The organism is Pseudomonas sp. ATCC 13867 (assembly GCF_000349845.1).
In the GTDB taxonomy this organism is placed as follows: domain Bacteria; phylum Pseudomonadota; class Gammaproteobacteria; order Pseudomonadales; family Pseudomonadaceae; genus Pseudomonas.
On the sequence record NC_020829.1, the window covers coordinates 2,238,955 to 2,263,412 of the forward strand.

Sequence of the window (24,458 nt, forward strand, 5' to 3'; positions counted from 1 at the left end):
GCGGATCGCTGCCCTGGCCATCCTGCGAAGGCGCGCGCCGGCTGCCGCTGAGCAGGTTCAATCCGGCCAATGCCACGCCGGGGCATCGAACATGCCCTGGTCGCGGATGCGCGTCTGGCCCAGTTCCTTGTCCAGGTGCAGGCAGTTGCACTCGGGGTGCTCCTCCAGCGTGGCGATCAGCCGGCTGGCGTGGGACACGACCCAGACCTGGGTGTGCTTCGAGGCCTCGATGATCAACCGTCCCAGCGCCGGCAGCAGGTCCGGGTGCAGGCTGGTTTCCGGTTCGTTGAGCACCATCAGCGACGGCGGGCGCGGGGTGAGCAGGGCGGCGACCAGCAGCAGGTAGCGCAGGGTGCCGTCGGAGAGTTCCGCCGCGCTCAGCGGGCGCAGCAGGCCGTATTGCTTCAGCGCCACGGCGAAGCGTCCACCGGGCTGGCAGTCGATCTGCAGTTCGGCGCCGGGGAAGGCGTCGCTGATGGCGGTTTCCAGTGCTGTCGCGTTGCCGATTTCACGAATGGTCTGTAGCGCAGCGGCGAGGTCGCGGCCGTCGTGGTGCAGCACCGGGGTGCGGGTGCCGAGTTGCGGCTGGCGCGCGGGGGCGTCGGCATCGGTGCGGAAGTGGTCGTAGAAGCGCCAGCCGCGAATCTGCTCGCGCAGCAGCAGGGCTTCGGGGCAGTCCGAGCCGCCGCCGATCCGGGTGAACAGGCTGTCGAAAGTCGGGATGTGCTGCTCCAGCACCTGCCAGCTGCGGCCTTCGCGGGCGCGCAGCATAGGCCCGTTGCGTTCCACCAGTTGCGACGCGGGGCGGTACCAGGGGCCGGCCCAGATGCTTTCGTGCTTGATCTCCGGGTCCAGGCCGAAGGCGCTGACCACCGGCGGGGGCGGCAGGCCGAGGGCGATGGCGTAGCCGAAATCTTCGCCGGCAAAGCCCAGGCGCAGGCGCTTCACTTCGTTGCGCGGTCCGCCCTGGACTTCCACTTCGCCCGTGCGCATGCGCCGTGAATGGGTTTCCGGCCCGGCCCAGAAGGTGGATTCGAGCCCGCCCTCGCGCGCCAGTGCATTCACCACGCCGCCCTGGGCGGTCTCGGCAAGCAGGCGCAAGGCGCGATAGAGGTTGGACTTGCCGCTGCCGTTGGCGCCGGTGATCAGATTCAGCCGGCCCAGTGGCAGCACCAGCGAGTTGATCGAGCGGTAGTTGGCGACGGCCAGGGTGTACAGCATGCGGGGCGATCCGGTTCGGGCAATCGCCCGCATGCTAGCAGAAGGGGTGCGCCATTACGGCGCACGGCGCCAGTTCAGCACCAGTTGGGTCAGCAGCCCGGCCACCAGGCCCCAGAACGCCGAGCCCACGGAGAACAGGGTGAACCCCGAAGCGGTGACGAGGAAGGTGACCATCGCCGCTTCGCGCTGGCGCGCGTCGGCCATCGCGTTGGTCAGGCCGTTGGTGATCGAGCCGAGCAGGGCCAGCGCCGCGATGGACAGCACCAGCGCCTTGGGCAAGGCGGCGAACAGTGCGGCCAGGGTGGCGCCGAAAATGCCGGCTACGCCGTAGAACAGGCCGCACCAGAGCGCGGCGGTGTAGCGTTTGTGCGGGTTCTCGTGGGCTTCCGGGCCGGTGCAGATGGCTGCGCTGATCGCCGCCAGGTTGATGCCGTGGGAGCCGAAAGGCGCCAGCAGCAGCGAGGCGACGCCGGTCACCGAGATCAGCGGCGAGGCGGGCACCTGGTAGCCATCGGCGCGCAGTACGGCCAGGCCCGGCATGTTCTGCGAGGCCATCGCCACGATGAACAGCGGAATGGCGATGCTGATGGTGGCGGCCAGCGAGAAGCTCGGCGCGGTCCACACTGGACGGGCGATTTCCAGCTGGAAGTGGCTGAAGTCGAGCAGGCCGAGGACGCCGGCCAGGACGACGCCCACCAGCAGCGCGGCGAACACCGCGTAGCGCGGCGACAGGCGCTTGGCCACCAGGTAGCTGAGGAACATCGCCACCACCAGCAGGGTTTGCTGCTGCGCGGCATTGAGGATCTCGACGCAGATGCGGAACAGCACGCCGGCCAGCAGGGCAGCCGCCAGCGAGCCGGGCACCTGGCGCATCAGGCGGTCGAAGCTGCCGGTGATGCCGCACAGGGTGATCAGCCCGGCGCAGACGATGAAGGCGCCGATGGCCTCGCCGTAGGGTACGCCGGGCAGGCTGCTGATCAGCAGTGCAGCGCCGGGGGTGGACCAGGCGATGACGATGGGCGTGCGGTAGCGCAGGGTCAGGCCGATGGTGGTCAGCGCCATGCCGATGGACAGCGCCCAGATCCACGAGGAAATCTGCGCGCTGGAGAGCCCCGCCGCCTGGCCGGCCTGGAACATCAGCACCAGCGAGCTGGTGTAGCCGGTGAGCATGGCGACGAAGCCCGCGACCACGGCGGCGGGGGAGGTGTCGGCCAACGGGCGCAGGCGTGCGGGGGCGGTGTCAGTCATACGGGGTTCCATCAGGCGCTGGTGAGCAGCGGGTAGAGCGAGGCGACCAGCAGGGCCGCCATGCCGACATTGAACAGGCGCAGGCGCCTGGGATCTTCCAGCCAGCGCCGCAGCAGGCTGCCGATGATCGTCCAGACGCCCACGCTGGGCAGGTTGACCACGGCGAACAGGGTGGCCAGGATAATCACGTTGCTGATGAAGGCGTCGGGCGGCAGGTAGGTGGCGATGGCGCCCACTGCCATGACCCAGGCCTTGGGGTTGACCCACTGGAAGGCGGCGGCCTGGAGAAAGCTCATCGGCTGGCTGCCTTGCGCATCGGCGGCTTCGGGGGCGCCGGCACGGGCGATCTTCCACGCGAGGTAAAGCAGGTAGGCGCCGCCCGCGTAGCGCAGTGCCTGGTAGCTCGCCGGGAAGCGCTCGAACAGCTGGTGCAGGCCCATGCCGACGGCCACCACCAGCAGCAGAAAGCCGATGCTGATGCCAAGCATGTGCGGAATGGTCCGGCGGATGCCGAAATTCACGCCCGAGGCCAGCAGCATCATGTTGTTGGGGCCGGGGGTGATGGAGGTGACGAAGGCGAACAGCACGAAGGCGCCGAGGAGTTCGATGGGCATGGCGGAATACACCGGTCTTGTTGTGCTTGCAGACTAATGCCGGTGACGGAGGCTGTCCCGTAACAGCCAGGCGCCGAGTGGGCCGTACAGTGGCGCTGGCAATCGCCCGGCGGGCTCAGTATGTTGCACCTCCATCGTCAGCCTGGAGTCTATGGCCAATGGACCAGAACCCTTACGCCGCGCCCAAGGTAGAGCTGGTAGACGCCCGGGCGCCGGAGCCTTTCCTCAGCGGGAACTGGAATGCCGGCGGGTTGCGAGTGCTGGCGGGGTTGAGCCTGGCCTTGCTGCTGAGCGAGCTGGTTCTGCTGGGGCTGTCGATCGTCAATCGCCTGCCGGGCTTTTTCGGCATCCCGCAACTGGAGGTGTGGTTGAGCGTGCTGAGCGTGTTGCTCGGCTGCTTCCTGAGCTGGCGCTGCACGCGCTTCCTCGAGGACCGTTTCAGTGCCCGTGGCCTGCGCTGGCCGCTGGCGATCTCGATCGGCATGGCGGTGCTGATGCAGCTCCACAGTCTGGTGTTCGACGTCCAGTTCGGCGAGGTCAACAGCCTCGCCACGCTGGCCTTCCTGCTGATGTTCCTGCCCAGCGGCATCGCCCAGCTCTGGTACGGCATCCGCGTGCTGAAGATCCCGCTGCCCTATCCCTCGGTGAAGGTGATGGGCTGGTTCGATGTGGTGACCGGCGGGTGTCTGGCGACGGTCGTCCTGTTCGTGCCCGGCACGCTGCTGGCGATGGTCGGCGCCATCCCCCTGGCGCTGATGTTCCTGCGCGGCGCGCGGGAGCTGGACGGCGCGACGGGTTAATCCCGTTCCAGCGGATGGGCGATGGCCTGGTTCACCGCCATCCAGCCCTTGACCGCATCCTCGCCGGCCTCGTTGAAGGCGCGGCGCAACAGCCGGTCCTGTTCGCGGCGCAGGGCTTTCTCCAGCTTGCTGCCTTCGGGCGTCAGTTCCAGCAGGCGTTTGCGCTTGTCGCTGTCGGCCGCTTCGCTGCGGATCAGGTGCATTTCCACCAGTTGGCGCAGCGGCGTGTTCAGGGCCTGCTTGGTCACGCCCAGGGCGGCGAGCAACTGGCTGACGCTCAGGCCCGGCTTGCGTGCGATGAAGAACAGGATGCGGTGATGGACACGGCTGAGCCCGCGGCGGGCGAGCATTTCGTCCGGTTTCGCGGTGAAGGCTCGGTAGCTGTAGAAGAACGCTTCGATGGCCTGGAGCTGCAGTGCGCTTTTTATTAGGTCAGGCATATTGACGTATCCGTGCGGGGCGTCGTAGTTTCGGTCAAGCAGTTTGACTCATTCCTCCGTGCTCACGCTACCGGTGACCCCAATGGCCTTCTCCGAACGCATTGCCCGTCTGAAAAGCTCCCTGATTCGTGAAATCCTGGCTGCGGCGCAGCGTCCGGAAGTGATGTCCTTCGCCGGCGGCCTGCCCGCCGAGGCCATGCTGCCGAAGGTCGAGTGGGCCGATATGCCCGCGGGCATGGGCCAGTACGGCATGAGCGAGGGCGAACCGGCCCTGCGCGAGGCCATCGCCGCCGACGCGCGCAAGCTGGGCGTACCCTGCGAGGCGAGCCAGGTGCTGATCGTCAGCGGCTCGCAGCAGACTCTCGATCTGGCCAGCAAGCTGTTCATCGATCCGGGCACCGAGGTGCTGCTCGAAGCGCCGACCTACCTGGCCGCGCTGCAGGCGTTCCAGCTGTTCGGGGCGAACTGCCTGACGGTGCCGCTGGGCGCCGAAGGCCCGGACGTTGCCGCGCTGCGCCAGCGTCTTGAGACCAGCAAGCCGGCCTTCGCCTACCTGATCCCGACCTTCCAGAATCCGTCCGGCGTGCGCTACAGCGAACAGCGTCGCGACGAGGTCGCCGCCGTGCTCGACGAGTTCGGCGTGACCCTGATCGAGGACGAGCCCTACCGCGAGCTGGTGTTCGACGAAGGCGCCGCGACTCCGCTGGTCAGCCGCCTGAAGACCTCCAGCTGGATCTACACCGGCACCGTTTCCAAGACGCTGTTGCCGGGCCTGCGCGTGGGCTTCCTGATCGCCACCCCGGACCTGTTCCCGCACCTGCTGCGCCTGAAGCAGTCCGCCGACCTGCATACCAACCGTGTCGGCCAGTGGCAGGCGCTGCAATGGTTCGGCACCGAGGCCTACCGTGGCCACCTGGCCGAGCTGCGCGACTTCTACCGCATCCGCCGCGATGCCATGCAGGTGCAACTGGCGGAGCACTTCGCCGAGCTGGCCGACTGGAACCTGCCCCAGGGCGGGCTGTTCTACTGGCTGAAGCTCAAGCAGCCGCTGGACACGCGCACACTGCTCGACGCGGCCCTGCGGCAGAACGTAGCCTTCATGCCTGGCGAGCCGTTCTTCACCGACCCGGACGCCAACCCCGGCTACCTGCGGCTGAACTTCAGCCACGTGGCGCCCGAGCGCGCGGGCGAGGGCCTGCGTCGCCTGGCTGCGGTAATCCGCGAAGCCCAGGCTCACTGAGGAGTGACCATGTACACCGTCTACGGCGATCAACTTTCCGGCAACTGCTACAAGGTCAAGCTGGCCCTGCACCTGCTCGGCCTGCCTTACCAGTGGCGCGACATCGATATCCTCAAGGGCGAGACGCAGACGCCCGAGTTTCTGGCGAAGAACCCCAACGGCAAGGTGCCGGTGCTGGAGCTGGAAGACGGCACCTGCCTGTGGGAGTCCAACGCCATCCTCAACTTCCTCGCCGACGGCAGCGACCTGCTGCCCGGCGAACCGCGCCTGCGCACCCAGGTGCTGCAATGGCAGTTCTTCGAGCAGTACAGCCACGAGCCCTACGTGGCGGTGGCGCGCTTCATCGAGTTCTACCTCGGCCTGCCCGAGGAGCGCCGCGAGGAGTACGTCCGCTGCCACAAGGGCGGCTACAAGGCGCTGAAGGTGATGGAGAAGCAACTGGAGCAGACGCCCTATCTGGTGGGCGACAGCTATTCCATCGCCGATATCACCCTGTACGCCTACACCCATGTGGCGCACCAGGGCGGCTTCGACCTGTCGAACTTCCCGGCGATCAACGCCTGGCTGGCGCGGGTGGCCGATCACCCGCGGCATGTGGGGATGCAGGACTGACCCGGCGACCGGCCATTGAAAACGCCGCTTCCCTGGAAGCGGCGTTTTTCGTTGCGCCGCGCGGGCTTTTCGCAGGGCCGAGGGGGACGCCCAGTCCTTGCCTGCGAACCCGTTTCCGGCAACTCCAATGCTCATGCGGTTTGCGAGCACGCTCGCTCCTACAGGTTGATCCGAGCTTCTGTGCGGAGAATCGGCAAGATGCAATCGGACGAGTCCGAAATGATCGCTCTAAACCGATGATTTCGGCGCTTTGGGGTTGACCGGCATCATGGCCGCGTTTTGTCGCTCTCCCTAGTCTGGACGTGCTGCATGCGGTCGTACCGTTGTGGCCGGGCGCGGGTTGCAGGCAGTGTCGCCGTCCGGCGAGTGAGGGGGGAAGATGGCCTATCTGGTCTGGCAGGAGGATCTCAATACCGGGATCCAGGTAATCGACGCGCAGCACAAGCGCATCGTCGAGATGATCAACCAACTGCACGACGCACAGGCACGGCATGACCGGGCGCTACTGGGCAACGTGATCGAGGAGTTGGTCGACTACACCCTTTCGCATTTCGCTTTCGAGGAAACCCTGCTGGAGGACTCCGGCTACCAGTTCACCCGCGCGCACAAGAAGGTCCATGAGCTGTTCATCAAGCGGGTTTCCGATTACCGCATGCGCTTCGAGTCCGGCGAGGACGTGGCCGATGAGCTCAAGGGGCTGCTGGGTCGCTGGCTGTTCAATCACATCCGCAACGACGACGCCAACTACGTGGCGTCGGTGAAGGCCGGAATGCAGGCGCTGACCCGCGACCAGGGGCAGGGAGGCTGGCTGTCGCGGTCGATGAAGCGCTTCTTCGGCTGAATCATCGGGGAAATCGGCCCTTTCCCGGCGCGAAACCCTCAAGGCTATCTATGCTCAGTGCAAAACGCCAAGACATGCCCTGGGGGGGCTCATCGGTATGAAAACGCTGTTGAAATCGCTGTTGCTGGTTTCCCTGTTGATGTCTGCATTTTCCCTGTTCGCCGCGCAGACGGCCGCTCCGGCCGAGGCCAAGCGCGCCCAGGCGCTGCTGAACAAGGCCGTGACCTACTACGAGAAGGAGGGGGACAAGGCCTTTGCGGCGTTCAGCCGCCAGGGTGAGTTCATCGATGGCGATCTCTACGTCTTCGTGGTGGACAGCAAAGGCACCATGCTGGCCAGCGGCGGGCCTTCGGTGGTGCTGATCGGTCGCGACGTGTCGACGACGCTCGATCCCGCCCTGCGCGAACAGTTCGCCAAGGCGCTCGCCGAACCTGCGAGCGGCAAGGTGAAGCAGGCGGACTACCGCTGGAAGAACTGGTCCGATGGCCGCGTCGAGCGCAAGCACGTGTACTACCAGCGGGTAGGCGAGCGCTTCATCGCCACCGGCTACTACCTGCCGCGCGCCACGCCGGAGCGGGCGGCGGCGATGCTGGACAAGGCCGTGAAGGCCGTGGAAACCGATCCGGACGCTACCTTCCGCAAGGTAAACGCGCTGGATAGCAGCTTCATCGAGGACGATCTTTATGTGTTCGTCGTGGATCTCGACACTTCCAGGTTCGTTGCCCACGGCTTCAACAACCGCATGGTCGGCACCGACTTCGCTTCGCTGAAGGATCCGGGCGGCAACCCGGTCGGCCACGCCATGCTGGAGCTGGCTCGCGGCCAGGGCGAAGGGGAGTTCGAATACCAGTGGCGCAACCCGGTGACCACCCAGGTGGAGAATAAGCACGCCTACCTGCGCAAGGTCGGTCACTACATGGTCGCGGTGGGTTACTACACGCGCTGACCGGCGGGGATGACAGGCAGAAAAAACCGGCCCGAGGGCCGGTTTTTTCATGGCGGCGGTTCGGCTCAGCGGATCAGGCTGAGGAACTCGCTGCGGGTGGCGGCGTTCTCGCGGAACTCGCCGAGCATCACCGAGGTGACCATCGAGGAGTTCTGCTTCTCCACGCCGCGCATCATCATGCACATGTGCTTGGCCTCGATCACCACGGCCACGCCCAGCGCGCCGGTGACCTGCTGCACGGCCTCGGCGATCTGCCGCGACATGTTTTCCTGGATCTGCAGGCGGCGGGCGTACATGTCGACGATGCGCGCGACCTTCGACAGCCCCAGCACCTTGCCGTTGGGAATGTAGGCGACGTGGGCCTTGCCGATGAAGGGCAGCAGGTGGTGCTCGCAGAGCGAGTAGAGCTCGATGTCCTTGACCAGCACCATTTCGCTGTTGTCGGAGCTGAACAGCGCGCCGTTGACGATCTCCTCCAGCGTCTGCTGGTAGCCGCGGCAAAGGTACTGCATGGCTTTGGCGGCACGCTTGGGCGTATCGACCAGGCCTTCACGGGTAACGTCCTCACCGAGTTGGCTGAGGATCGCGGAGTAGTGTTGTTCCAGGGACATGGATCTACCTGTGGCAATGACAAATATGAAAAACCGTGGCGCAGGGTAGGGCGCGCGGCCTTGGCTGGCAAGGGTGGCGTGCCGGTTGGCGCGTTATGGCGGCGGTGCTGGCGCCAATCGTTTCCCGGCCCGATTACTCGTCGCGGCCTTCGAGCATGGTGCGCCGCAGCATCACGTAGATGGCCCCGGCACCGCCGTGGCGCGGCAGGCAGGAGGTGAAGCCGAGCACCTGCGGGTGCTGGCGCAGCCAGGTATTCACGTGGCTCTTCATCATCGGACTCCTGCCGTCGACGCGCGCGGCCTTGCCGTGGGTGACGCGGACGCAGCGGACCTCGAAGCGGGTGGCTTCGGCGATGAAGTCCCAGAGGGTTTCGCGGGCCTTTTCGATCTTCATGCCGTGCAGGTCGAGGCTGCCCTCGAAGCCGATCTGGCCGGCCTTGAGCTTGCGCATCTGGCCTTCCTGGACACCGTCACGGGCCCAGTAGAGTTCATCTTCCGGCCCGACGTCGATGACGAACTGGTCGGACAGGCCGTCCACCCGGATGTTCTCGGTGCGCACGGTCGCGTTCTGCCGCAGCTCCTTGAGCTGCTGGCGGTCGGCCTTGGGCTTGCCGGTGTCGGCCTGGTCCACTGTGATGCGCTTGACGCCGCGCATCTCGCGGGCGAACTGGGAAAAGTCGTCGTCTTGCATGCGCACCTCCACGAAGAGCCGCGCAGTGTAGCGGATCGCGCCGACCTTGCGGAAATCCACGGGTGGCTCAGTCGCGCCGCTTCATCAGTCTCGGCGACAGGCTCAGACCCTCGCGGCCGCGTGCCCGGCGGCGGGCGGCGCGCCAGAACAGCACGCCCAGCCAGAGGCAGAGCAGCCCGATGACCAGCAGGACGGCACCGGCCCCCGGCTCGATGTGCAGAACGCCGACGGCGGGTTGACGGCGCAGCAGGGCGGCGACTCCGGCCATCGCGGACAGGATGCCGAGGGTGGCGATCACCGCGGCCAGGGCGGCGGCGAAGCGCCAGCGCCAGCGTCCCGGACGCTTGGGACGCAAGGCGCGCGGATTGAAACTATCGGACAACTTCATCCCGACTTCCTCATCTGTTGAACGAGGCTATGACCGGTCAGGGCTGGAGGGGGTTCCAATCCCGAGGTCGGGAGGCGCATCGGGCCCGGTTTCCAGCCGGGCCCGCAAGCTCTGCGCCTAAGCAGAGCCTAACCGCTCGTGGTCGCTGCTGCCGCCCGTCGGGACGGACGGTGTCAGATCAGGGCCTGGGCCTGGGCGACCACCGCGGCGAAGTTGTCGCCCAGGGCGGCCATCTCCGCCCGGTGCAGGTCACGGGCGGCGAGTACGCCGCCTTCCGGGGTGGGGATGTCGCGGGTGGCGCAGGCGGCGTCCGCCAGGGTGCAACGGTAGCCGTAGTCCTTGGCGGCGCGTACGGTGGTGCTGATGCTCGAATGGGTCATGAAGCCGCAGACGATCACGTCCAGGCGACCGTGGGCCTGCAGGCGCTCATGCAGGTCGGTGCCGGCGAAGGCATTGGGCAGGCGCTTGTCCACGATGACCTCGCCCGGCAGCGGGGCGAGCTCGGGGAGGAACTGGCCACGTGGGCCCTGCGGGTCGAGTACGCCGCCCCGCACGCCCAGGTGGTGCACGTGAACGATCGGGGTGCCCATGACCCGGGCCGACTCCAGCAGCAGGCGGATCTGCGCCACCGCCGCATCCAGGTCAGGCAGCGCCAGCACGCCGCTGCGGTACTCCTCCTGGGCATCGATGATCAACAGAGTGCTCTGGCGCAGCGTGGCCGGCGGGTACCCGCGTCCACTGATCTGCAGCATGCTGAGCGGAAGGGACATGTCTCAACTCCTGATAATCCACGTGCCACCATTGTGGGCTGTAACGCGTTCCCTGTGAATCTTTGCTAACTCGCTCCAAAGTGGTATTGGCAAGATGAACGATAGCTGGTCGGGACGCCCCAGCGCGTCGCCGTTCCGTTAGAATGCGTCCCTTTTTGCGAGCTGCGAGGACTGCGCCGTGACTCAATCCCGTTTGCTGACCCTGCGTGACCACATCCGCTGGGCGGTCAGCCGTTTCCACGCCGAGGAACTGTTCTTCGGTCATGGCACCGATAACGCCTGGGACGAGGCCCGCCAACTTGTGCTCGGTGCGCTGCATCTGCCGTGGGAGATGGCCGATGCCTACCTGGACTGCCGCCTCGAGGATGAAGAGCGCGAGTACCTGATGCACCTGCTGCGCCGGCGCATCGAAGAGCGCGTGCCCACCGCCTACCTGCTGGGAGAGGCCTGGTTCTGCGGGTTGCCGTTCGTGATCGACGAGCGCGTGCTGGTGCCGCGCTCGCCCATCGCCGAGCTGATCGAGCGCCGTTTCGAGCCGTGGCTGGCGGCCGACCCGGCGCGCATTCTCGACCTCTGCACCGGCTCGGGCTGCATCGGCATCGCCTGCGCCAGTGCCTTCCCCGAGGCCGAAGTCGTGCTGGGCGACCTGTCCTTCGAGGCCTTGGAAGTGGCCAATATCAATATCGAGCGCCACGAACTGGGCGAGCGTGTCTACTCCGTGCAGGGCGATGGCTTTGCCGGCCTGCCGGGGCAGCGCTTCGACCTGATCGTGTCCAACCCGCCCTATGTCGACGCCGAAGACTTCGCCGACATGCCTCCGGAATATCATCACGAACCGGCGCTGGGCCTGGCCTGCGGCGACGACGGCCTGGACCTGGTGCGGCGCATGCTGGCTGAGGCGGCGGACCATCTGACCGAGCGCGGCAGCCTGGTCGTCGAGGTGGGCAACAGCCAGGTCCACGTGGCGGCGCTCTACCCGGAGGTGGACTTCACCTGGCTCGATTTCGAGTACGGCGGCCATGGCGTGTTCCTGCTCTCGGCCGAGCAGTGCCGGCAGCATCAGGACCTGTTCAAGTCACGGGTAACGGCCTGACGCGCGGCGGGTGGGATTAGCCTGTAGGAGCGAGCTTGCTCGCGAACCGCATGGCAGCGGGCCAATCGCGGATAGAGTCCGCTCCTACGAAAAGCCATTTACTTCTCACGCCGATTTGCTCGTGTAGGAGCAATTGTCTTCTAGGCTATTCGCTGCGCTCACCCTTCGGGCCGCACTGAAGTGCGTTCAGCGCAAGCGCTGTCCCGCGTTCGCGGGAGTGACGGTGAGATGCGAAGTCCCCCTGTACACGTCATTCCCACGAACGTGGGACGCGGCTCCATCGCGAACAGCGCTTGCGCTGGCCCGGAGGGGTATTACCCAGAAAACAATGTAGGAGACAACTGTCTTCTACCGGGGAAATCCGTGCCTGCGATACCCCCTCACCCCAGCCCTCTCCCTCAGGGAGAGGGAGCCGTCCGAATCGGCTGACACCTTGATTGTTCCCTGCACCGAACGGTCCCCTCTCCCCCTGGGAGAGGGTTAGGGTGAGGGCTGATCCGAGCGCAGAACTGTCCGATAGGAGCGAACTTCGTCCGCGATGGGAGTTCAATTCGGCATCGCGATGCCTGGATAGGCACTGTTTGGAGTGGTCAAGTTCGCGAGCAGGCTCGCTCCTACGAAAAGCCCGCACGCCTCAGTGGGTGGCGATCCAGATCAGCAATCCGGCCTGGAACACCGCGAACACCGTCAGGCAGGCGATGGTGAAGCGCAGGCTGGTGTCGTCGCGGCGGAAGGTTTCGATGCGCTGCTCCAGGCGGCGGATTTCGTTGGCCTGGGTGGCGAGGTTGTGGTCGGCCTGTTCGAGCATGGCGGCGGCGTCCAGCAGCGGCAGGATCTGCACCTTTTCCTTGTGCCAGTCGTCGTACAGCTCGCTGATCCGGCCGACGTTATAGCGCGCCTTGAGCAGCCGCGAGTCCTCGTAGATCACGTCGAAGCCCTGGGCGCGGAGGAAGTGATCCCGGCGCTGGCGGGCTTCTTCGTTGGGCACCTCCTTCATCGCCAATGCGCCACCTTCGACACGGTAGTGCGCCCATTTCTTCTTTGCCCAGGCCACGCCCTGGGCCAGCAGGAAGCGGCCCAGGCCACGGTTCAGCGGTTCGGTGGCGAAGCCCGAGTCGGCGCCGAAGCGGATTTCCTTGTTGCGGTGGTCCGCCCAGACTTCCAGCAGGTTCACTTCCTTGCGCAGCACCTGCCCGGGCAACTGGACGGTCAGGCGCAGCAGGCTCTGTTCGCTGCTGTGACGTTCGACCCGGCCAAGCTGGACGAAGCGCAGCGGGCGGGCGCCGGTCGAGCGGTCGGTGGGCAGCGGCGCCAGGCGCAGCAGGCGATAGTGCTCCGGGCCCAGTTCCGCCCACGGGTGTGGGCGGGCGGCGCTCTGGGGGGCGCTCTCGGCGATGGGCGTGGGTTCGGCTTGGCTCATGGGGCGATCCTCGGGCCCGGCGGGCGTGACCGGGGCTGTCCCGAGGGTTATCGACGGGGCGCGGCGTTTCTTGAGGCGTCCGCTCCAGATAACGCCAGGGTGGCGTTGGGCAGGGTGCGGGCGGTCTTCACGAAGGCGACGATGCGCTGCACCAGCTCCCGCGCCAGGGGCAGGTTGGGGTTGTTGTAGGAGGCCAACTGTTGTGGGCCGCTGGCCGGCACGATGCGCAGGATGTGGTTCATGCCGTCGATCAGGTATAGCTGGCTGTCGGGCTTGGCCTGCTTGAGCGCCAGCGCGTCTTCCTCGCTGACCTGGATGTCGTGGCGGCCCTGGAGGATCAGGGTCGGCATCTTCAATGCGGCGAAGGCCCGGGCGGGGCGCTGGCGGAACAGCGAGATCAGGTAGGGCTGCACACTGGGGCGGAACAGTACGAGCAGCGGCTGCGGTACGCGGGACTGGAGCTGGCCGGCGTTGAGGCCGTCGATCAAGCGGTCGGCTTCGGCCTGCAGGGGTGGCGGCAGGCGGCCTTGCAACTGCTCGCGCAGCACCTCGCCGATGGGGCGGGCGCTGCCGGAGATCGATATCAGCTCGTCGGCGTGGGATGCCGGGGCCGCCAGGCTGGCGATCAGCGCACCCTCGCTGTGGCCGATCAGCACCTGGCGGCCGAAGCGCGGGTCGCGCGCCAGCTTGTCGCTCCAGGCAACCACGTCGGCGACGTAGCCTTCGACGCTGAGTTCCTCCTCCCGAGGCGCCGCCGGCAGGCTGCGGGCCACGCCGCGCTTGTCGTAGCGCACACTGGCGATGCCGTTCTCGGCCAGCGCTTCGGCCAGCTTGCGCAGGTAGGCGTTCTGCCCGCCCTCGGGATTGTTGCCGTCGCGGTCGGTGGGGCCGGAGCCGGCGATCAGCAGGGCGACCGGCGGCGGGGTCGCGCTCTGCGGCAGCAGCAGGGTGCCGCGCAGCACGCCGTGGCCGCTGTCCAGGTCGTAGGGGCGTTGCAGGATGCTGCTGGGAGCGGCTTGTGCGGTCGAGCCGAGCAGGCCGGCGAACAGGCAGAGACAGAGGAGGGCGAGACGGCGCATCGAAGACTTCAGGCGGGGGTGATGGCGCTTTGACTCTCCCTGTCGCGGAAGGTTCGCAGGGCGGATTGACGCAGGTATACTGCTCGGCCTTTTCGATCGTTAGTCTTCCGCGGAGCCTCGCATGTCCGGCAACACCTACGGCAAGCTGTTCACCGTCACCACCGCTGGCGAAAGCCACGGCCCGGCGCTGGTCGCCATCGTCGACGGCTGCCCGCCCGGCCTGGAGATTTCCCTGGAAGACCTGCAGCGCGACCTGGACCGCCGCAAGCCCGGCACCAGCCGCCACACCACCCAGCGCCAGGAAGCCGACGAGGTGGAAATCCTCTCCGGCGTGTTCGAGGGCAAGACCACCGGCACCTCGATCGGTCTGCTGATCCGCAACACCGACCAGAAGTCCAAGGACTACTCGGCGATCAAGGACCTGTTCCGCCCGGCCCACGCCGATTACACCTACCACCACAAGTACGGCATCCGCGACTACCGTGGTGGTGGCCGCTCCTCGGCACGCGAGACCGCCATGCGTGTGGCCGCCGGCGCCATCGCCAAGAAGGTCCTGGCGGGCATGGGCATCAGCGTGCGCGGCTACATGAGCCAGCTCGGCCCGATCGAAATCCCTTTCAAGACCTGGGACAGTGTCGAAGACAACGCCTTCTTCAGCCCCGACCCGGACAAGGTGCCGGAGCTGGAGGCCTACATGGACCAGCTGCGCCGCGACCAGGACTCGGTCGGCGCGAAGATCACCGTGGTCGCCGAAGGCGTACCGCCGGGCCTGGGCGAGCCGATCTTCGACCGCCTGGACGCCGAACTGGCCCATGCGCTGATGAGCATCAACGCGGTGAAGGGCGTGGAAATCGGCGCCGGCTTCGCCAGCGTCGCCCAGCGCGGCACCGAGCACCGCGACGAGCTGACCCCCGAAGGCTTCCTGTCGAACAATGCCGGCGGCATTCTCGGCGGCATTTCCTCCGGCCAGCCGATCATCGCCCACCTGGCGCTCAAGCCGACCTCCAGCATCACCACCCCCGGCCGTTCCATCGACGTGAACGGCAACCCGGTGGACGTGATCACCAAGGGCCGCCATGACCCGTGCGTGGGCATCCGCGCCACCCCCATCGCCGAGGCGATGATGGCCATCGTGCTGCTCGACCACCTGTTGCGCCACCGCGCGCAGAACGCCGACGTGAAGGTCGGCACTCCGGTCCTCGGTCAGCTCTGATCGACCTGAACCTTCCGCGAGCCAACCGGTTCGCGGAAGGTTCGTCGCGCCGCCGATGACGCAGGTCCCTTACTGGCGGCTGTCCAGTTTCTACTTCTTCTACTTCTGCCTGCTGGGCGGGACGGCGCCGTTCCTCGCGCTGTATTCCATCACCTGGGCTTTTCCAGCGCGCGCATCGGCGAGCTGGTCGCCATCCCCATGCTGATGCGCTGCGTGGCGCCGAACCTGTGGGGCTGGCTGGGCGACCGCAGCGGCCAGCGGCTGGCCATCGTGCGCTTTGGCGCGGTGTGCACGGCGCTGTGCTTCGCCGGCATCTTCCTCGACCACAGCTACGCCTGGCTGGCGCTGGTGATGGCCGGGCATGCGTTCTTCTGGCACGCGGTGCTGCCGCAGTTCGAGGTGATCACTCTGGCGCACCTGAGCGGGCGTACCGAGAGCTACAGCCGCATCCGCCTGTGGGGCTCCATCGGCTTCATCTGCACCGTGGTCGGCCTGGGCTGGCTGTTCGAGCGCGCCAGCCTGGACAGCTACCCGCTGGCGCTGCTGGCGATCATGCTCGGCATCGTCGGCGCCAGTTGGTGGGTGCCCAATGCCCAGCCGCCGGCGCGTCATGACGAAGCCGATGCCGGTGGTTTCCTCAAGCAACTGCTCAGCCCCGGCGTGCTGGCGTTCTACCTGTGCGTGTGCCTGATGCAGCTGTCCCACGGCCCGTACTACACCTTCCTGACCCTGCACCTCGAGGCGCTGGGCTACGCCCGTGGACTGATCGGCCAGCTCTGGGCGCTGGGTGTGGTGGCCGAGGTGCTGCTGTTCCTGGTCATGCCGCGCCTGCTCCAGCGTTTTTCCCTGCGCCAGGTGCTGGCGGCCAGCTTCCTGCTGGCGGCCTTGCGCTGGCTGCTGCTGGGCACGCTGGCCGGGCACTTGCCGGTGCTGCTGTTCGCCCAGTTGCTGCACGCCGCGACCTTCGGCAGCTTCCATGCCGCCGCCATTCATTTCGTCCAGCGCAGCTTCCAGGCGCGCCAACAGGGCCAGGGCCAGGCGCTCTATGCTGCGCTGGCGGGGACCGGCGGCGCACTGGGCGCGCTTTACTCCGGCTACAGCTGGGGTAGCCTTGGTCCGGCCTGGACCTTCTCCATCGCCAGCATCGCCGCGCTGGCCGCCGCCTTCATCATCTGGACCCGTCTGAACGAGGACCCGCATGAACGACACCCGTGAACAGCTGACCCGGCAGATCATCGACGCCGGCCGCTTCCTCTATGGCCGCGGCTGGTCGCCGGCCACCAGCAGCAACTACTCGGCGCGCCTGGCGGCCGACCGCGCGCTGCTCACCGTCTCGGGCAAGCACAAGGGCCAGCTCGGCGAGGACGATGTGCTGGAAACCGACCTGGCCGGCAACAGCCTGGAGGCGGGCAAGAAACCCTCGGCGGAAACCCTGCTGCACACCCAGCTCTACGCCTGGCGCGCGGAGATCGGCGCGGTGCTGCACACCCATTCGGTCAATGCCACGGTGCTGTCGCGTCTGACCGTGGGCGACCGCCTGGAGCTGGAAGACTACGAGTTGCAGAAGGCCTTCGCCGGCGTCACCACGCACGAAGGCCGCGTCACCGTGCCGATCTTCGACAACGACCAGGACATCGCCCGCCTGGCGGCCAAGGTGCAGCCCTGGCTCGATGCGCATCCGGACTGTCCCGGTTACCTGATCCGTGGCCACGGCCTGTACACTTGGGGACCGCGCATGAGCGACGTGCTGCGCCAGGTGGAGGCCTTCGAGTTCCTCTTCGAGTGCGAGCTGAAGGTGCTGAGCCTGCGTGGCGTCGCGCAGTGAATAACCCTGAGAATCGAGTAGCCCGACCATGAGCAGCCTGACCGTCTACCACGAATCGAGCCCCGAGCAGCCGCTGAAGCTGCTGACTCATGCCGAGGACATCGCCTCGACCCTGGGAGAACTGGGCGTGCGCTTCCAGCGTTGGGCGGCCAACGCCCCGATCGTCCCCGGCGCCAGCCAGGAGGAAGTGATCGCCGCTTACCAGCACGAGATTCGTCGCCTGCAGGAAGAGGAGGGCTATGTCACCGTGGACGTGGTCAGCCTGAGCGCCGATCACCCGCAGAAGGACGAACTTCGCGCCAAGTTCCTCGACGAGCACCGCCACGGCGAGGACGAAGTGCGCTTCTTCGTCGCTGGCCGCGGGCTGTTCACCCTGCACATCGAGGATCACGTCTACGCCGTGCAGTGCGAGAAGAACGACCTGATCTCGGTGCCCGCCGGTACCCGCCACTGGTTCGACATGGGCGAGCGCCCGCACTTTGTGGCCATCCGCCTGTTCAACAATGCCGAGGGCTGGGTCGCCAGGTTCACCGGCGACGAGATCGCCAAGCGGTTTCCGTTGCTGGAAGACTGACAGCGCAGCAGTCGCCGCGCCGCACAGCGCTCTTCGTAGGAGCGAGCTTGCTCGCGAACAGATTCCTCAGCGGGGTTCGTTCGCGAGCAAGCTCGCTCCTACATGGTCACACCGTCCGCTTGCCGCAGCAGCGGGCCTTTGGAGTTCCCATGCCGATCAAAGCCATCCTCACCGACATCGAAGGCACCACCAGCGCAGTCAGCTTCGTCTTCGACGTACTCTTCCCCTATGCCGCCGCGCACCTGCCGGGCTACGTGCGCGAGCACGCCGCCGAGCCGGCCGTGGCCGAGCAACTGGTTGCCGTGCGCGCCGACAGCGGCGAGGCGAGCGCCGACACCGAACGCTGCATCGACATCCTCCTCGGCTGGATCGCCGAAGACCGCAAGGCCACGCCGCTCAAGGCATTGCAGGGCATGGTCTGGGAGCAGGGCTACCGTGCCGGCCAGCTCAAGGGCCATGTCTACCCGGACGCCGTCGATGCGCTGCGCCACTGGCACGCCGAGGGCTACCGGCTGTACGTCTATTCCTCCGGCTCGATCCAGGCACAGAAGCTGATCTTCGGCTGCTCCGAGGCCGGCGACCTGACGCCGCTGTTCTCCGGCTACTTCGACACCACCAGCGGGCCCAAGCGCGAGGCCGAGTCCTACCGTCGCATCGCCGCCGCCATCGGCCTGCCGGGCGAGGAAATCCTCTTCCTTTCCGACGTGGTTCAGGAGCTGGACGCCGCGCAGCAGGCCGGCCTGCAGACCATCGGCCTGGCGCGCGAGGGTGGGGTGCTGGAGGGGCACGACAGCGTAGCCAGCTTCGCGGTGATCGATCCGACGCGAGGCTGAATCGCCACCTGTGCCGCCACGAACAGGACGGTTATGCTTGGCGCGCCAATTTTCGTAGAGAGGGAACTTCGCTATGGGCTCAACCCTGAGTGGTCTGATCAGCCTGATCATCTTCGCCCTGGATATCTGGGCCATCATCAACGTGGCAAGGAGCGGTGCCGACATACCGAAGAAGATCATCTGGATCCTGGTGGTCGCCGTCCTGCCGGTGCTGGGGTTGATCATCTGGGCCGTCGCCGGGCCGCGCAGCAAGGCGCAGGGCTGAATCCCATCCGCCGATGCCTCGGATGGCCGCCCCTCACTATCGCATTGAGCCGCTTCTCGCCGGAGGGTGTGGAGCGAAGGGATACCCATCACGGCGGATGATGCTGCGCATTGGGTTGTGCACCGGCCGCTTTTCGTAGGACCGAGGGGGCGCCTACAGGTGTTCATCCTGCAGCGTGGGTGCAATGGCTGGTCTTCGCCCCACTCGACGACAACCCCGCGAGTGCAGCCGGCAGGCAGCCCGGTTCGAAGATCGTCGTCGACGCCAACCCCAATCCCCGCTGTTCACTGCAAGCCCATCACCGAGGTGGAGCTGGCTGCCGGAAGGCTTGCGGAATCAGGTCCGGCGACGGACACTCGACCGATGCATTACTGCCTGATCGAAACAGACCTCGGCTGGTTCGGGCTCGCCTGGAGCTCGCAGGGGATCGTGCGTACCTGTCTGCCGGGGGAGCCGGTGCACAGCCTGCGCGCCCGGCTCGACACGCTCGGAACCGAAACCGCCCATTGGCCGGTGTTCATCGATGAGGCGCGGGCGTCGATCCTCGGCTATGCGCGGGGCGAGTCGGTGTCGTTCGATGGCCTGCCGCTGGATCTGTCGGCGGTCAGCGCGTTCCACCGCCGCGTGTATGACGACATCCTGCAGCTCGCTCGGGGCGAGACGACGACCTATGGCGAGATTGCCCGGCGCCTGGGCGATGTCGGCTTGTCCCGCGCGGTGGGACAGGCGATGGGCAGCAATCCGATCCCGCTGATCATTCCCTGCCACCGTGTGCTTGCCAGCGGTGGCAAGACCGGCGGCTTTTCCGCGCCCGGCGGGCGCGATTCGAAGCTGCGCATGCTGGCGCTGGAAGGCGTCGAGAACCCGCAGGCCGCGCAAACCGCCTTCGATTTCTAGTCCCGGCCGATGGCGCCTTCCAGGCGCAGCAGCAGTTCCTTGCGCGGCAAGCCGCCGGCGTAGCCGGTGAGGCTGCCGTCGCGGCCGAGTACCCGGTGGCAGGGCACGATGATGCTGATCGGGTTGGCGCCATTGGCCGCCCCCACGGCGCGTATCGCCTTGGGCCGGCCGATACGCCGGGCCAGTTCGGCGTAATAGGTGGTGTAACCGTAGGGAATCTCCAGCAGCGCCTGCCAGACCTGGCGCTGGAACTCGGTACCGCCGGTGTTCAGGCGTACCTCGAAGCGCTGGCGCTTGCCGGCGAAGTACTCATCCAGCTGGCGCGCCACGTCGTCCAGCAGAGGGCTTCCCTCGCGCCAGTCCGGCTCCGGGTAGTGCCGCGTTTCCAGATCCATGTAGAGCATTTTCAGGCCGCCTTCGTCGCCGGCCAGCAGTAGGCGGCCGGTGGGGCTGTCGTGGTAACGGTAGTGCATGGTCATCCTCCGGTGCGGCCGCTCTGGGAGTAGGCGTGCCACAGATAGACGGCGGCGTAGGCGCGCCAGGGCCTCCAGGCTTCGGCGCGGCGCTGCAGGTCGCGGGCGGCGATACCGTCGGCGCCCCAGACCGGCGATTTGAGCAGCCCCAGATCGGCGGTGGGGAAGGCGTCCGGATCGCCGAAGGCGCGCAGGGCGACGTATTCGGCGGTCCAGGGGCCGATGCCGGGGAGGGCGCAGAGGCGCTTCACCAGGTCGTCGGCGCCATCGTCCACATGCAGGGCCAGGGCGCCGCTGGCGCAGGCGGCGGCGAAGCGTTGCAGGGTTTCCACGCGCTTGCCGGGCATGCCGATGCCGGCGAGGTCGGCGCCGGCCAGGGCTTGCGGGGTGGGGAACAGGCGGGTGGGCTGGCCGGGGACGTCGCCCGGCAGCGGCTCGCCCAGGCGTTGCACCAGCCGGCCGACGATGGTCACCGCGGCTTTCACCGTGACCTGTTGGCCGACGATGGCGCGCACCGCCTGTTCGAACGGATCGAACGCCGTGGGCAAGCGCAGCCCCGGCGTGTGCCGGATGAGCGGGCCGAGCAGCGGGTCGTTGCCCAGGTGACCGGCGATGTGGGCGGGGTCGCTGTCCAGGTCGAACATCTTGCGCACCCGCGCCGTCAGCGTTTCCGCGTGGTTGGCTGGAAGGTGCAGCTCCAGCTCCAGTTCCGCCGAATCGTCCAGCGGCGCGACGCTGAACCAGCCACGGTCCTCGCCCAGCCGCACGCTGCGTGCGTAGCGCCGGGGCGACAGGCATTCGACGCCGGCCAGGCTGCGTAGGGCGAAGTGTTCGTGGAACTGTTGCCAGTCCCAGGGCGCCCGGTAGGACAGGCGAAGGCGCTGGGGTGTGTGCGATGTGGTTTTCATGGGGTGACCTTACCTGTTGCCGGCGGGGCTGTCCTCCCGGCGCTGACTTTCAAACGCCCGTCCATGAGGGCGCCGGGCGACGACGGGGTTCGACCTGTCATCGTCGGGCACGTAGAATGCGCGCCTCTTTCGGGGCGGCGCGGCCGTCCCCTCCTATTGTCTTGTCCCGACGGGAGCCCAGCCCATGCACGATTACCAGGAAACCCTCTACGACGGCTATGGCCAGCGTTTCAGCGTCGACAGGATGCTCCACGAGGTGCGCACCGAGCACCAGCACCTGGTGATCTTCGAGAATGCCCGGATGGGCCGGGTGATGGCGCTGGACGGTGTGATCCAGACCACCGAGGCCGACGAGTTCATCTACCACGAGATGCTCACCCATGTGCCGATCCTCGCCCACGGCGCGGCCAGGCGCGTGCTGATCATCGGCGGCGGTGACGGCGGCATGCTGCGCGAAGTGTCCAAGCACGCCAGCGTCGAGCACATCACGATGGTCGAGATCGACGGCACCGTGGTCGACATGTGCAAGGAGTTCCTGCCGAACCATTCCCAGGGCGCCTTCGACGACCCGCGCCTGAACCTGGTGATCGACGACGGCATGCGCTTCGTCGCCACCACCTCCTCGAAGTTCGACGTGATCATTTCCGACTCCACCGACCCGATCGGCCCGGGTGAGGTGCTGTTCTCGGAAAACTTCTACCAGGCCTGTCATCGCTGCCTGAACGAAGGCGGCGTACTGGTGACCCAGAACGGCACGCCCTTCATGCAGTTGGACACCGTGCGCAACACTGCCGGTCGGATGAACGGCCTGTTCGCCGACTGGCACTTCTACCAGGCGGCCGTGCCGACCTACATCGGCGGCGCGATGACCTTCGCCTGGGGCTCGACCAACCCGGCCCTGCGCCATGTCGAGGCCGCTACCCTGCAACAGCGCTTCGCCGCCAGCGGCATCCAGACCCGCTACTACAACCCGGCCATCCACCAGGGCGCCTTCGCCCTGCCGCAGTACGTGCTGCAGGCCATCGGCAAGCCGGCCAACGACTGATGCCGGCCACGGCGCCGTTCCCGCACAGGGGCGGCGCCACGCATGGCGGCGGCCGGGGCATGACAGTTTCTTCACCCGTCGCCTGGCAGGGTACCCGCCGTCCGGCGGTCGCTGCGCTGCCGCCAGGGGCTCGTATCATCCCGAAACGATTGCCCGACTCGGCATAATGTCGACTTAAGCGGCGCCGAATAAAATGCGCCGCCGCTGCTTTTGCGATGTAATGCCGCAGCTTTTTCGCGCTCACGCAGGGCCCCGCACGGGCGGCGCGCCTTTGAACCCACACGTTCACAACGGAACCTAGAAATGGGCCAACCAGAAGTCCTGACCAATCGCCAGAACGGTGCGAGCCTCACGCGGCCCACCGTCTCCAGTCATCTGGCGTTCACCGCGCTCAGCGTCCTTGCGCTGATGGTGATGTTCTCCCTGTTACGTCTTGCGCTGTTCATCTATAACCGCGAACTGGTCGGCAGCACGCCGGCCTCCACCTTCGTCGAGGCCTTCATCACCGGTCTGCGTTTCGATATCCGCGTGGTGGTCTACATCGTCGCTCCGCTGGTCTTCGCCATCGCCAGCGCCCGCGCGATGGGCTGGCGCTGGCTGTGGAAGGCCTGGCTGACCGTGACGGCGAGCCTGACGCTGTTCCTCGGCGTGCTGGAGATGGATTTCTACCGTGAGTTTCACCAGCGCCTGAACAGCCTGGTGTTCCAGTACATGTCCGAAGACCCCAGGACGGTCATGAGCATGATCTGGTACGGCTACCCGGTGGTCCGCTACCTGCTGGCCTGGGCCTTCGCCACCTGGCTGCTGTACATGCTGTTCCGCGGCATCGACCGCGCGACCCGTCCGGAGACCTCCGGTCCGGCTGTCGCCGCCTGGTACGTCCGCGTGGCGGTGATGCTGGTGGTCGTGGTCCTCTGCGTGCTCGCCGCCCGTGGCACCCTGCGCCAGGGTCCGCCGCTGCGCTGGGGCGATGCCTTCACCACCGACTCGATGTTCGCCAACCAGTTGGGCCTGAACGGCACGATGACGCTGGTCAAGGCCGCCGAGGACCGCTTCGGCGAGGACCGCGCGAACATCTGGAAGTCCAGCCTGCCGGACGACCAGGCTCGCGAGACCGTGCGCAAGATGCTGCTGACGCCCAACGACAAGCTGGTCGACGCCGACGATGCCGCTATCCGCCGCGATTTCACCCCGCCGGCCGATGGCACCCTGCCGGTGAAGAACGTGGTGGTGATCCTGCTGGAAAGCTTCGCCGGCCACTTCGTCGGCGCGCTGGGCGGGGAGGGCAACATCACCCCGTACTTCGACAAGCTGTCGAAGGAAGGCCTGCTGTTCACCCAGTTCTTCTCCAACGGCACCCACACCCACCAGGGCATGTTCGCCACGATGGCGTGCTTCCCCAACCTGCCGGGCTTCGAGTACCTGATGCAGACGCCCGAGGGCGGCCACAAGTTCTCCGGCCTGCCGCAGCTGCTGTCGGCGCGCCACTTCGAGGACACCTACGTCTACAACGGCGATTTCGCCTGGGACAACCAGTCCGGCTTCTTCGCCAACCAGGGCATGACCAGCTTCATCGGCCGCAACGACTTCGTGAACCCGGTGTTCTCCGACCCGACCTGGGGTGTGTCCGACCAGGACATGTTCGCCCGCGGCAACGAGGAACTGGACAAGCTCGAAGCCACCGGCAAGCCGTTCTACGCCCTGCTGCAGAGCCTGTCGAACCACGTGCCCTACGCACTGCCCAAGGACCTGCCGGTGGAGCGCGTGACCGGTCATGGCAGCCTCGACGAGCACCTGACGGCCATGCGTTACTCCGACTGGGCGCTGGGCCAGTTCTTCGAGAAGGCGAAGAAGTCGCCTTACTACAAGGACACCCTGTTCATCGTCGTGGGCGACCACGGCTTCGGCGCGCCGGAACAGCTGACCGAAATGGACCTGTTCCGCTTCAACGTGCCGCTGCTGATGATCGCTCCGGGCATCCAGGAGAAGTTCGGCACCACCCGTGACACCGTCGGCACCCAGATCGACATCGTGCCGACCATCATGGGCCGCCTGGGCGGCGAAGTGCGCCACCAGTGCTGGGGCCGCGACCTGCTGAACCTGCCTGAAGGCGACAAGGGCGTCGGCGTGATCAAGCCCTCCGGCAGTGAGCAGGTGGTGGCGATCATCGACGGCAACCGCATCCTGATCAAACCCAAGGAAGGCGACATCCGCGTCTACGACTACAAGGTCGGCAAGGACTTCGGCGTGACCCGCGTGGAGAACGCGCCGGACCGGGAAGACCTGCGCGTGCGCCTGGAGTCCTTCATCCAGACCGCGACCAAGAGCCTGCTGGACAACACCGCCGGCGTGGTGGACGGCAAGCCCGACGCGAAGTGATCGCCGGGTGAGTGAAGAAGGGGCCTTCGGGC

26 protein-coding genes and 1 pseudogene are annotated in these 24,458 nt (G+C 66.8%); 15 read left to right on the plus strand and 12 right to left on the minus strand.

Annotated elements, in window-relative coordinates:
- Positions 1-57: 57 nt before the first annotated feature.
- The 3 genes from H681_RS10230 to H681_RS10240 are packed head-to-tail and all read right to left on the minus strand — an operon-like array spanning position 58 to position 3,083.
- The gene (locus H681_RS10230; RefSeq protein ID WP_015476778.1) at positions 58-1,221 is read right to left on the minus strand and encodes an AAA family ATPase; all 1,164 of its coding nucleotides are present in this window, start codon (positions 1,219-1,221) and stop codon (positions 58-60) included.
- A gap of 54 nt (positions 1,222-1,275) precedes the next feature.
- Positions 1,276-2,469, minus strand: a complete 1,194-nt coding sequence (locus H681_RS10235) for a benzoate/H(+) symporter BenE family transporter (RefSeq protein WP_015476779.1) — start codon at positions 2,467-2,469, stop codon at positions 1,276-1,278.
- An 11-nt stretch (positions 2,470-2,480) separates the two neighbouring features.
- Positions 2,481-3,083: a LysE family translocator gene (locus H681_RS10240; RefSeq protein WP_015476780.1), complete on the minus strand. Its 603-nt coding sequence runs from the start codon at positions 3,081-3,083 to the stop codon at positions 2,481-2,483.
- A gap of 158 nt (positions 3,084-3,241) precedes the next feature.
- Here H681_RS10240 and H681_RS10245 point away from each other — a divergent pair, with 158 nt between their 5' ends.
- Positions 3,242-3,883, plus strand: a complete 642-nt coding sequence (locus H681_RS10245) for a hypothetical protein (protein ID WP_015476781.1) — start codon at positions 3,242-3,244, stop codon at positions 3,881-3,883.
- On the opposite strand, the gene H681_RS10250 is transcribed toward H681_RS10245, so the two are convergent.
- The gene (locus tag H681_RS10250; protein WP_015476782.1) at positions 3,880-4,323 is read right to left on the minus strand and encodes a MarR family winged helix-turn-helix transcriptional regulator; all 444 of its coding nucleotides are present in this window, start codon (positions 4,321-4,323) and stop codon (positions 3,880-3,882) included. The two genes, H681_RS10245 and H681_RS10250, sit on opposite strands and share 4 nt — an antisense overlap.
- An 82-nt stretch (positions 4,324-4,405) precedes the next feature.
- On the opposite strand from H681_RS10250, the gene H681_RS10255 reads away from it, so the two are divergent.
- The 4 genes from H681_RS10255 (at position 4,406) to H681_RS10270 (ending at position 7,962) form a co-directional block, all read left to right on the plus strand.
- The gene (locus tag H681_RS10255) at positions 4,406-5,563 is read left to right on the plus strand and encodes an aminotransferase-like domain-containing protein (protein ID WP_015476783.1); all 1,158 of its coding nucleotides are present in this window, start codon (positions 4,406-4,408) and stop codon (positions 5,561-5,563) included.
- A gap of 9 nt (positions 5,564-5,572) precedes the next feature.
- Positions 5,573-6,175: a glutathione S-transferase family protein gene (locus H681_RS10260; RefSeq protein ID WP_015476784.1), complete on the plus strand. Its 603-nt coding sequence runs from the start codon at positions 5,573-5,575 to the stop codon at positions 6,173-6,175.
- A 379-nt stretch (positions 6,176-6,554) separates the two neighbouring features.
- Positions 6,555-7,016 (plus strand): bacteriohemerythrin, encoded by a 462-nt coding sequence (locus H681_RS10265; RefSeq protein WP_015476785.1) that lies wholly within the window; start codon positions 6,555-6,557, stop codon positions 7,014-7,016.
- A 97-nt stretch (positions 7,017-7,113) separates the two neighbouring features.
- Entirely contained in the window at positions 7,114-7,962 is an 849-nt protein-coding gene (locus H681_RS10270) for a cache domain-containing protein (RefSeq protein WP_041711888.1), read from the plus strand.
- Between the two features lie 65 nt (positions 7,963-8,027).
- Here H681_RS10270 and folE read toward each other — a convergent pair whose 3' ends face one another.
- From folE to H681_RS10290, 4 genes are all read right to left on the minus strand, one after another.
- Entirely contained in the window at positions 8,028-8,573 is a 546-nt protein-coding gene (gene folE / locus H681_RS10275; protein ID WP_015476787.1) for a GTP cyclohydrolase I FolE, read from the minus strand.
- Between the two features lie 133 nt (positions 8,574-8,706).
- Positions 8,707-9,264, minus strand: a complete 558-nt coding sequence (locus tag H681_RS10280; protein ID WP_015476788.1) for a Smr/MutS family protein — start codon at positions 9,262-9,264, stop codon at positions 8,707-8,709.
- A 67-nt stretch (positions 9,265-9,331) separates the two neighbouring features.
- On the minus strand, positions 9,332-9,652 hold the full coding sequence (locus tag H681_RS10285; protein ID WP_015476789.1) for a hypothetical protein: 321 nt from the start codon (positions 9,650-9,652) through the stop codon (positions 9,332-9,334).
- Positions 9,653-9,825: 173 nt separating this feature from the next.
- A complete protein-coding gene (locus H681_RS10290; RefSeq protein ID WP_015476790.1) occupies positions 9,826-10,422 on the minus strand; it encodes a cysteine hydrolase family protein in 597 nt (198 codons plus the stop codon).
- 178 nt (positions 10,423-10,600) lie between these two features.
- Here H681_RS10290 and prmB point away from each other — a divergent pair, with 178 nt between their 5' ends.
- On the plus strand, positions 10,601-11,515 hold the full coding sequence (gene prmB / locus H681_RS10295) for a 50S ribosomal protein L3 N(5)-glutamine methyltransferase (protein WP_015476791.1): 915 nt from the start codon (positions 10,601-10,603) through the stop codon (positions 11,513-11,515).
- Positions 11,516-12,149: 634 nt separating this feature from the next.
- Here the strand turns inward: prmB and H681_RS10300 are convergent.
- Complete coding sequence (locus tag H681_RS10300; protein WP_015476792.1) at positions 12,150-12,935, minus strand: N-acetyltransferase; 786 nt, start codon at positions 12,933-12,935, stop codon at positions 12,150-12,152.
- Positions 12,936-12,982: 47 nt separating this feature from the next.
- Entirely contained in the window at positions 12,983-14,026 is a 1,044-nt protein-coding gene (locus H681_RS10305) for an alpha/beta hydrolase (RefSeq protein WP_442961263.1), read from the minus strand.
- 109 nt (positions 14,027-14,135) lie between these two features.
- Between H681_RS10305 and aroC the strand changes: the two genes are divergently transcribed.
- The 7 genes and pseudogenes from aroC to H681_RS10340 all read left to right on the plus strand — a co-directional run bounded on the left by aroC (position 14,136) and on the right by H681_RS10340 (position 19,621).
- Complete coding sequence (aroC, locus tag H681_RS10310; RefSeq protein ID WP_015476794.1) at positions 14,136-15,227, plus strand: chorismate synthase; 1,092 nt, start codon at positions 14,136-14,138, stop codon at positions 15,225-15,227.
- A 55-nt stretch (positions 15,228-15,282) separates the two neighbouring features.
- Positions 15,283-16,442: pseudogene (locus H681_RS10315) on the plus strand (MFS transporter).
- Positions 16,426-17,052: a methylthioribulose 1-phosphate dehydratase gene (locus H681_RS10320; protein ID WP_015476795.1), complete on the plus strand. Its 627-nt coding sequence runs from the start codon at positions 16,426-16,428 to the stop codon at positions 17,050-17,052. The pseudogene H681_RS10315 and the gene H681_RS10320 overlap by 17 nt, the downstream one beginning before the upstream one ends.
- 28 nt (positions 17,053-17,080) lie before the next feature.
- Positions 17,081-17,626: a 1,2-dihydroxy-3-keto-5-methylthiopentene dioxygenase gene (locus tag H681_RS10325; RefSeq protein WP_015476796.1), complete on the plus strand. Its 546-nt coding sequence runs from the start codon at positions 17,081-17,083 to the stop codon at positions 17,624-17,626.
- Positions 17,627-17,775: 149 nt separating this feature from the next.
- Positions 17,776-18,459, plus strand: coding sequence for an acireductone synthase (gene mtnC, locus H681_RS10330; protein WP_015476797.1), 684 nt, complete (start codon positions 17,776-17,778; stop codon positions 18,457-18,459).
- Positions 18,460-18,532: 73 nt separating this feature from the next.
- A complete protein-coding gene (locus tag H681_RS10335) occupies positions 18,533-18,724 on the plus strand; it encodes a PLD nuclease N-terminal domain-containing protein (RefSeq protein WP_015476798.1) in 192 nt (63 codons plus the stop codon).
- A 363-nt stretch (positions 18,725-19,087) separates the two neighbouring features.
- Positions 19,088-19,621 carry a methylated-DNA--[protein]-cysteine S-methyltransferase gene (locus H681_RS10340; RefSeq protein ID WP_015476799.1) on the plus strand — a complete coding sequence of 178 codons (534 nt, stop codon included), beginning with the start codon at positions 19,088-19,090 and terminating at the stop codon, positions 19,619-19,621.
- Here H681_RS10340 and H681_RS10345 read toward each other — a convergent pair.
- Together H681_RS10345 and H681_RS10350 are read right to left on the minus strand one after the other, a co-directional pair.
- The gene (locus tag H681_RS10345) at positions 19,618-20,094 is read right to left on the minus strand and encodes a methylated-DNA--[protein]-cysteine S-methyltransferase (RefSeq protein ID WP_015476800.1); all 477 of its coding nucleotides are present in this window, start codon (positions 20,092-20,094) and stop codon (positions 19,618-19,620) included. The two genes, H681_RS10340 and H681_RS10345, sit on opposite strands and share 4 nt — an antisense overlap.
- 2 nt (positions 20,095-20,096) lie before the next feature.
- Complete coding sequence (locus tag H681_RS10350; protein WP_015476801.1) at positions 20,097-21,002, minus strand: DNA-3-methyladenine glycosylase family protein; 906 nt, start codon at positions 21,000-21,002, stop codon at positions 20,097-20,099.
- Between the two features lie 184 nt (positions 21,003-21,186).
- Here H681_RS10350 and speE point away from each other — a divergent pair, with 184 nt between their 5' ends.
- Complete coding sequence (speE, locus tag H681_RS10355; protein ID WP_015476802.1) at positions 21,187-22,047, plus strand: polyamine aminopropyltransferase; 861 nt, start codon at positions 21,187-21,189, stop codon at positions 22,045-22,047.
- A 303-nt stretch (positions 22,048-22,350) separates the two neighbouring features.
- A complete protein-coding gene (locus tag H681_RS10360) occupies positions 22,351-24,426 on the plus strand; it encodes an LTA synthase family protein (RefSeq protein WP_015476803.1) in 2,076 nt (691 codons plus the stop codon).
- Positions 24,427-24,458 lie beyond the last annotated feature (32 nt).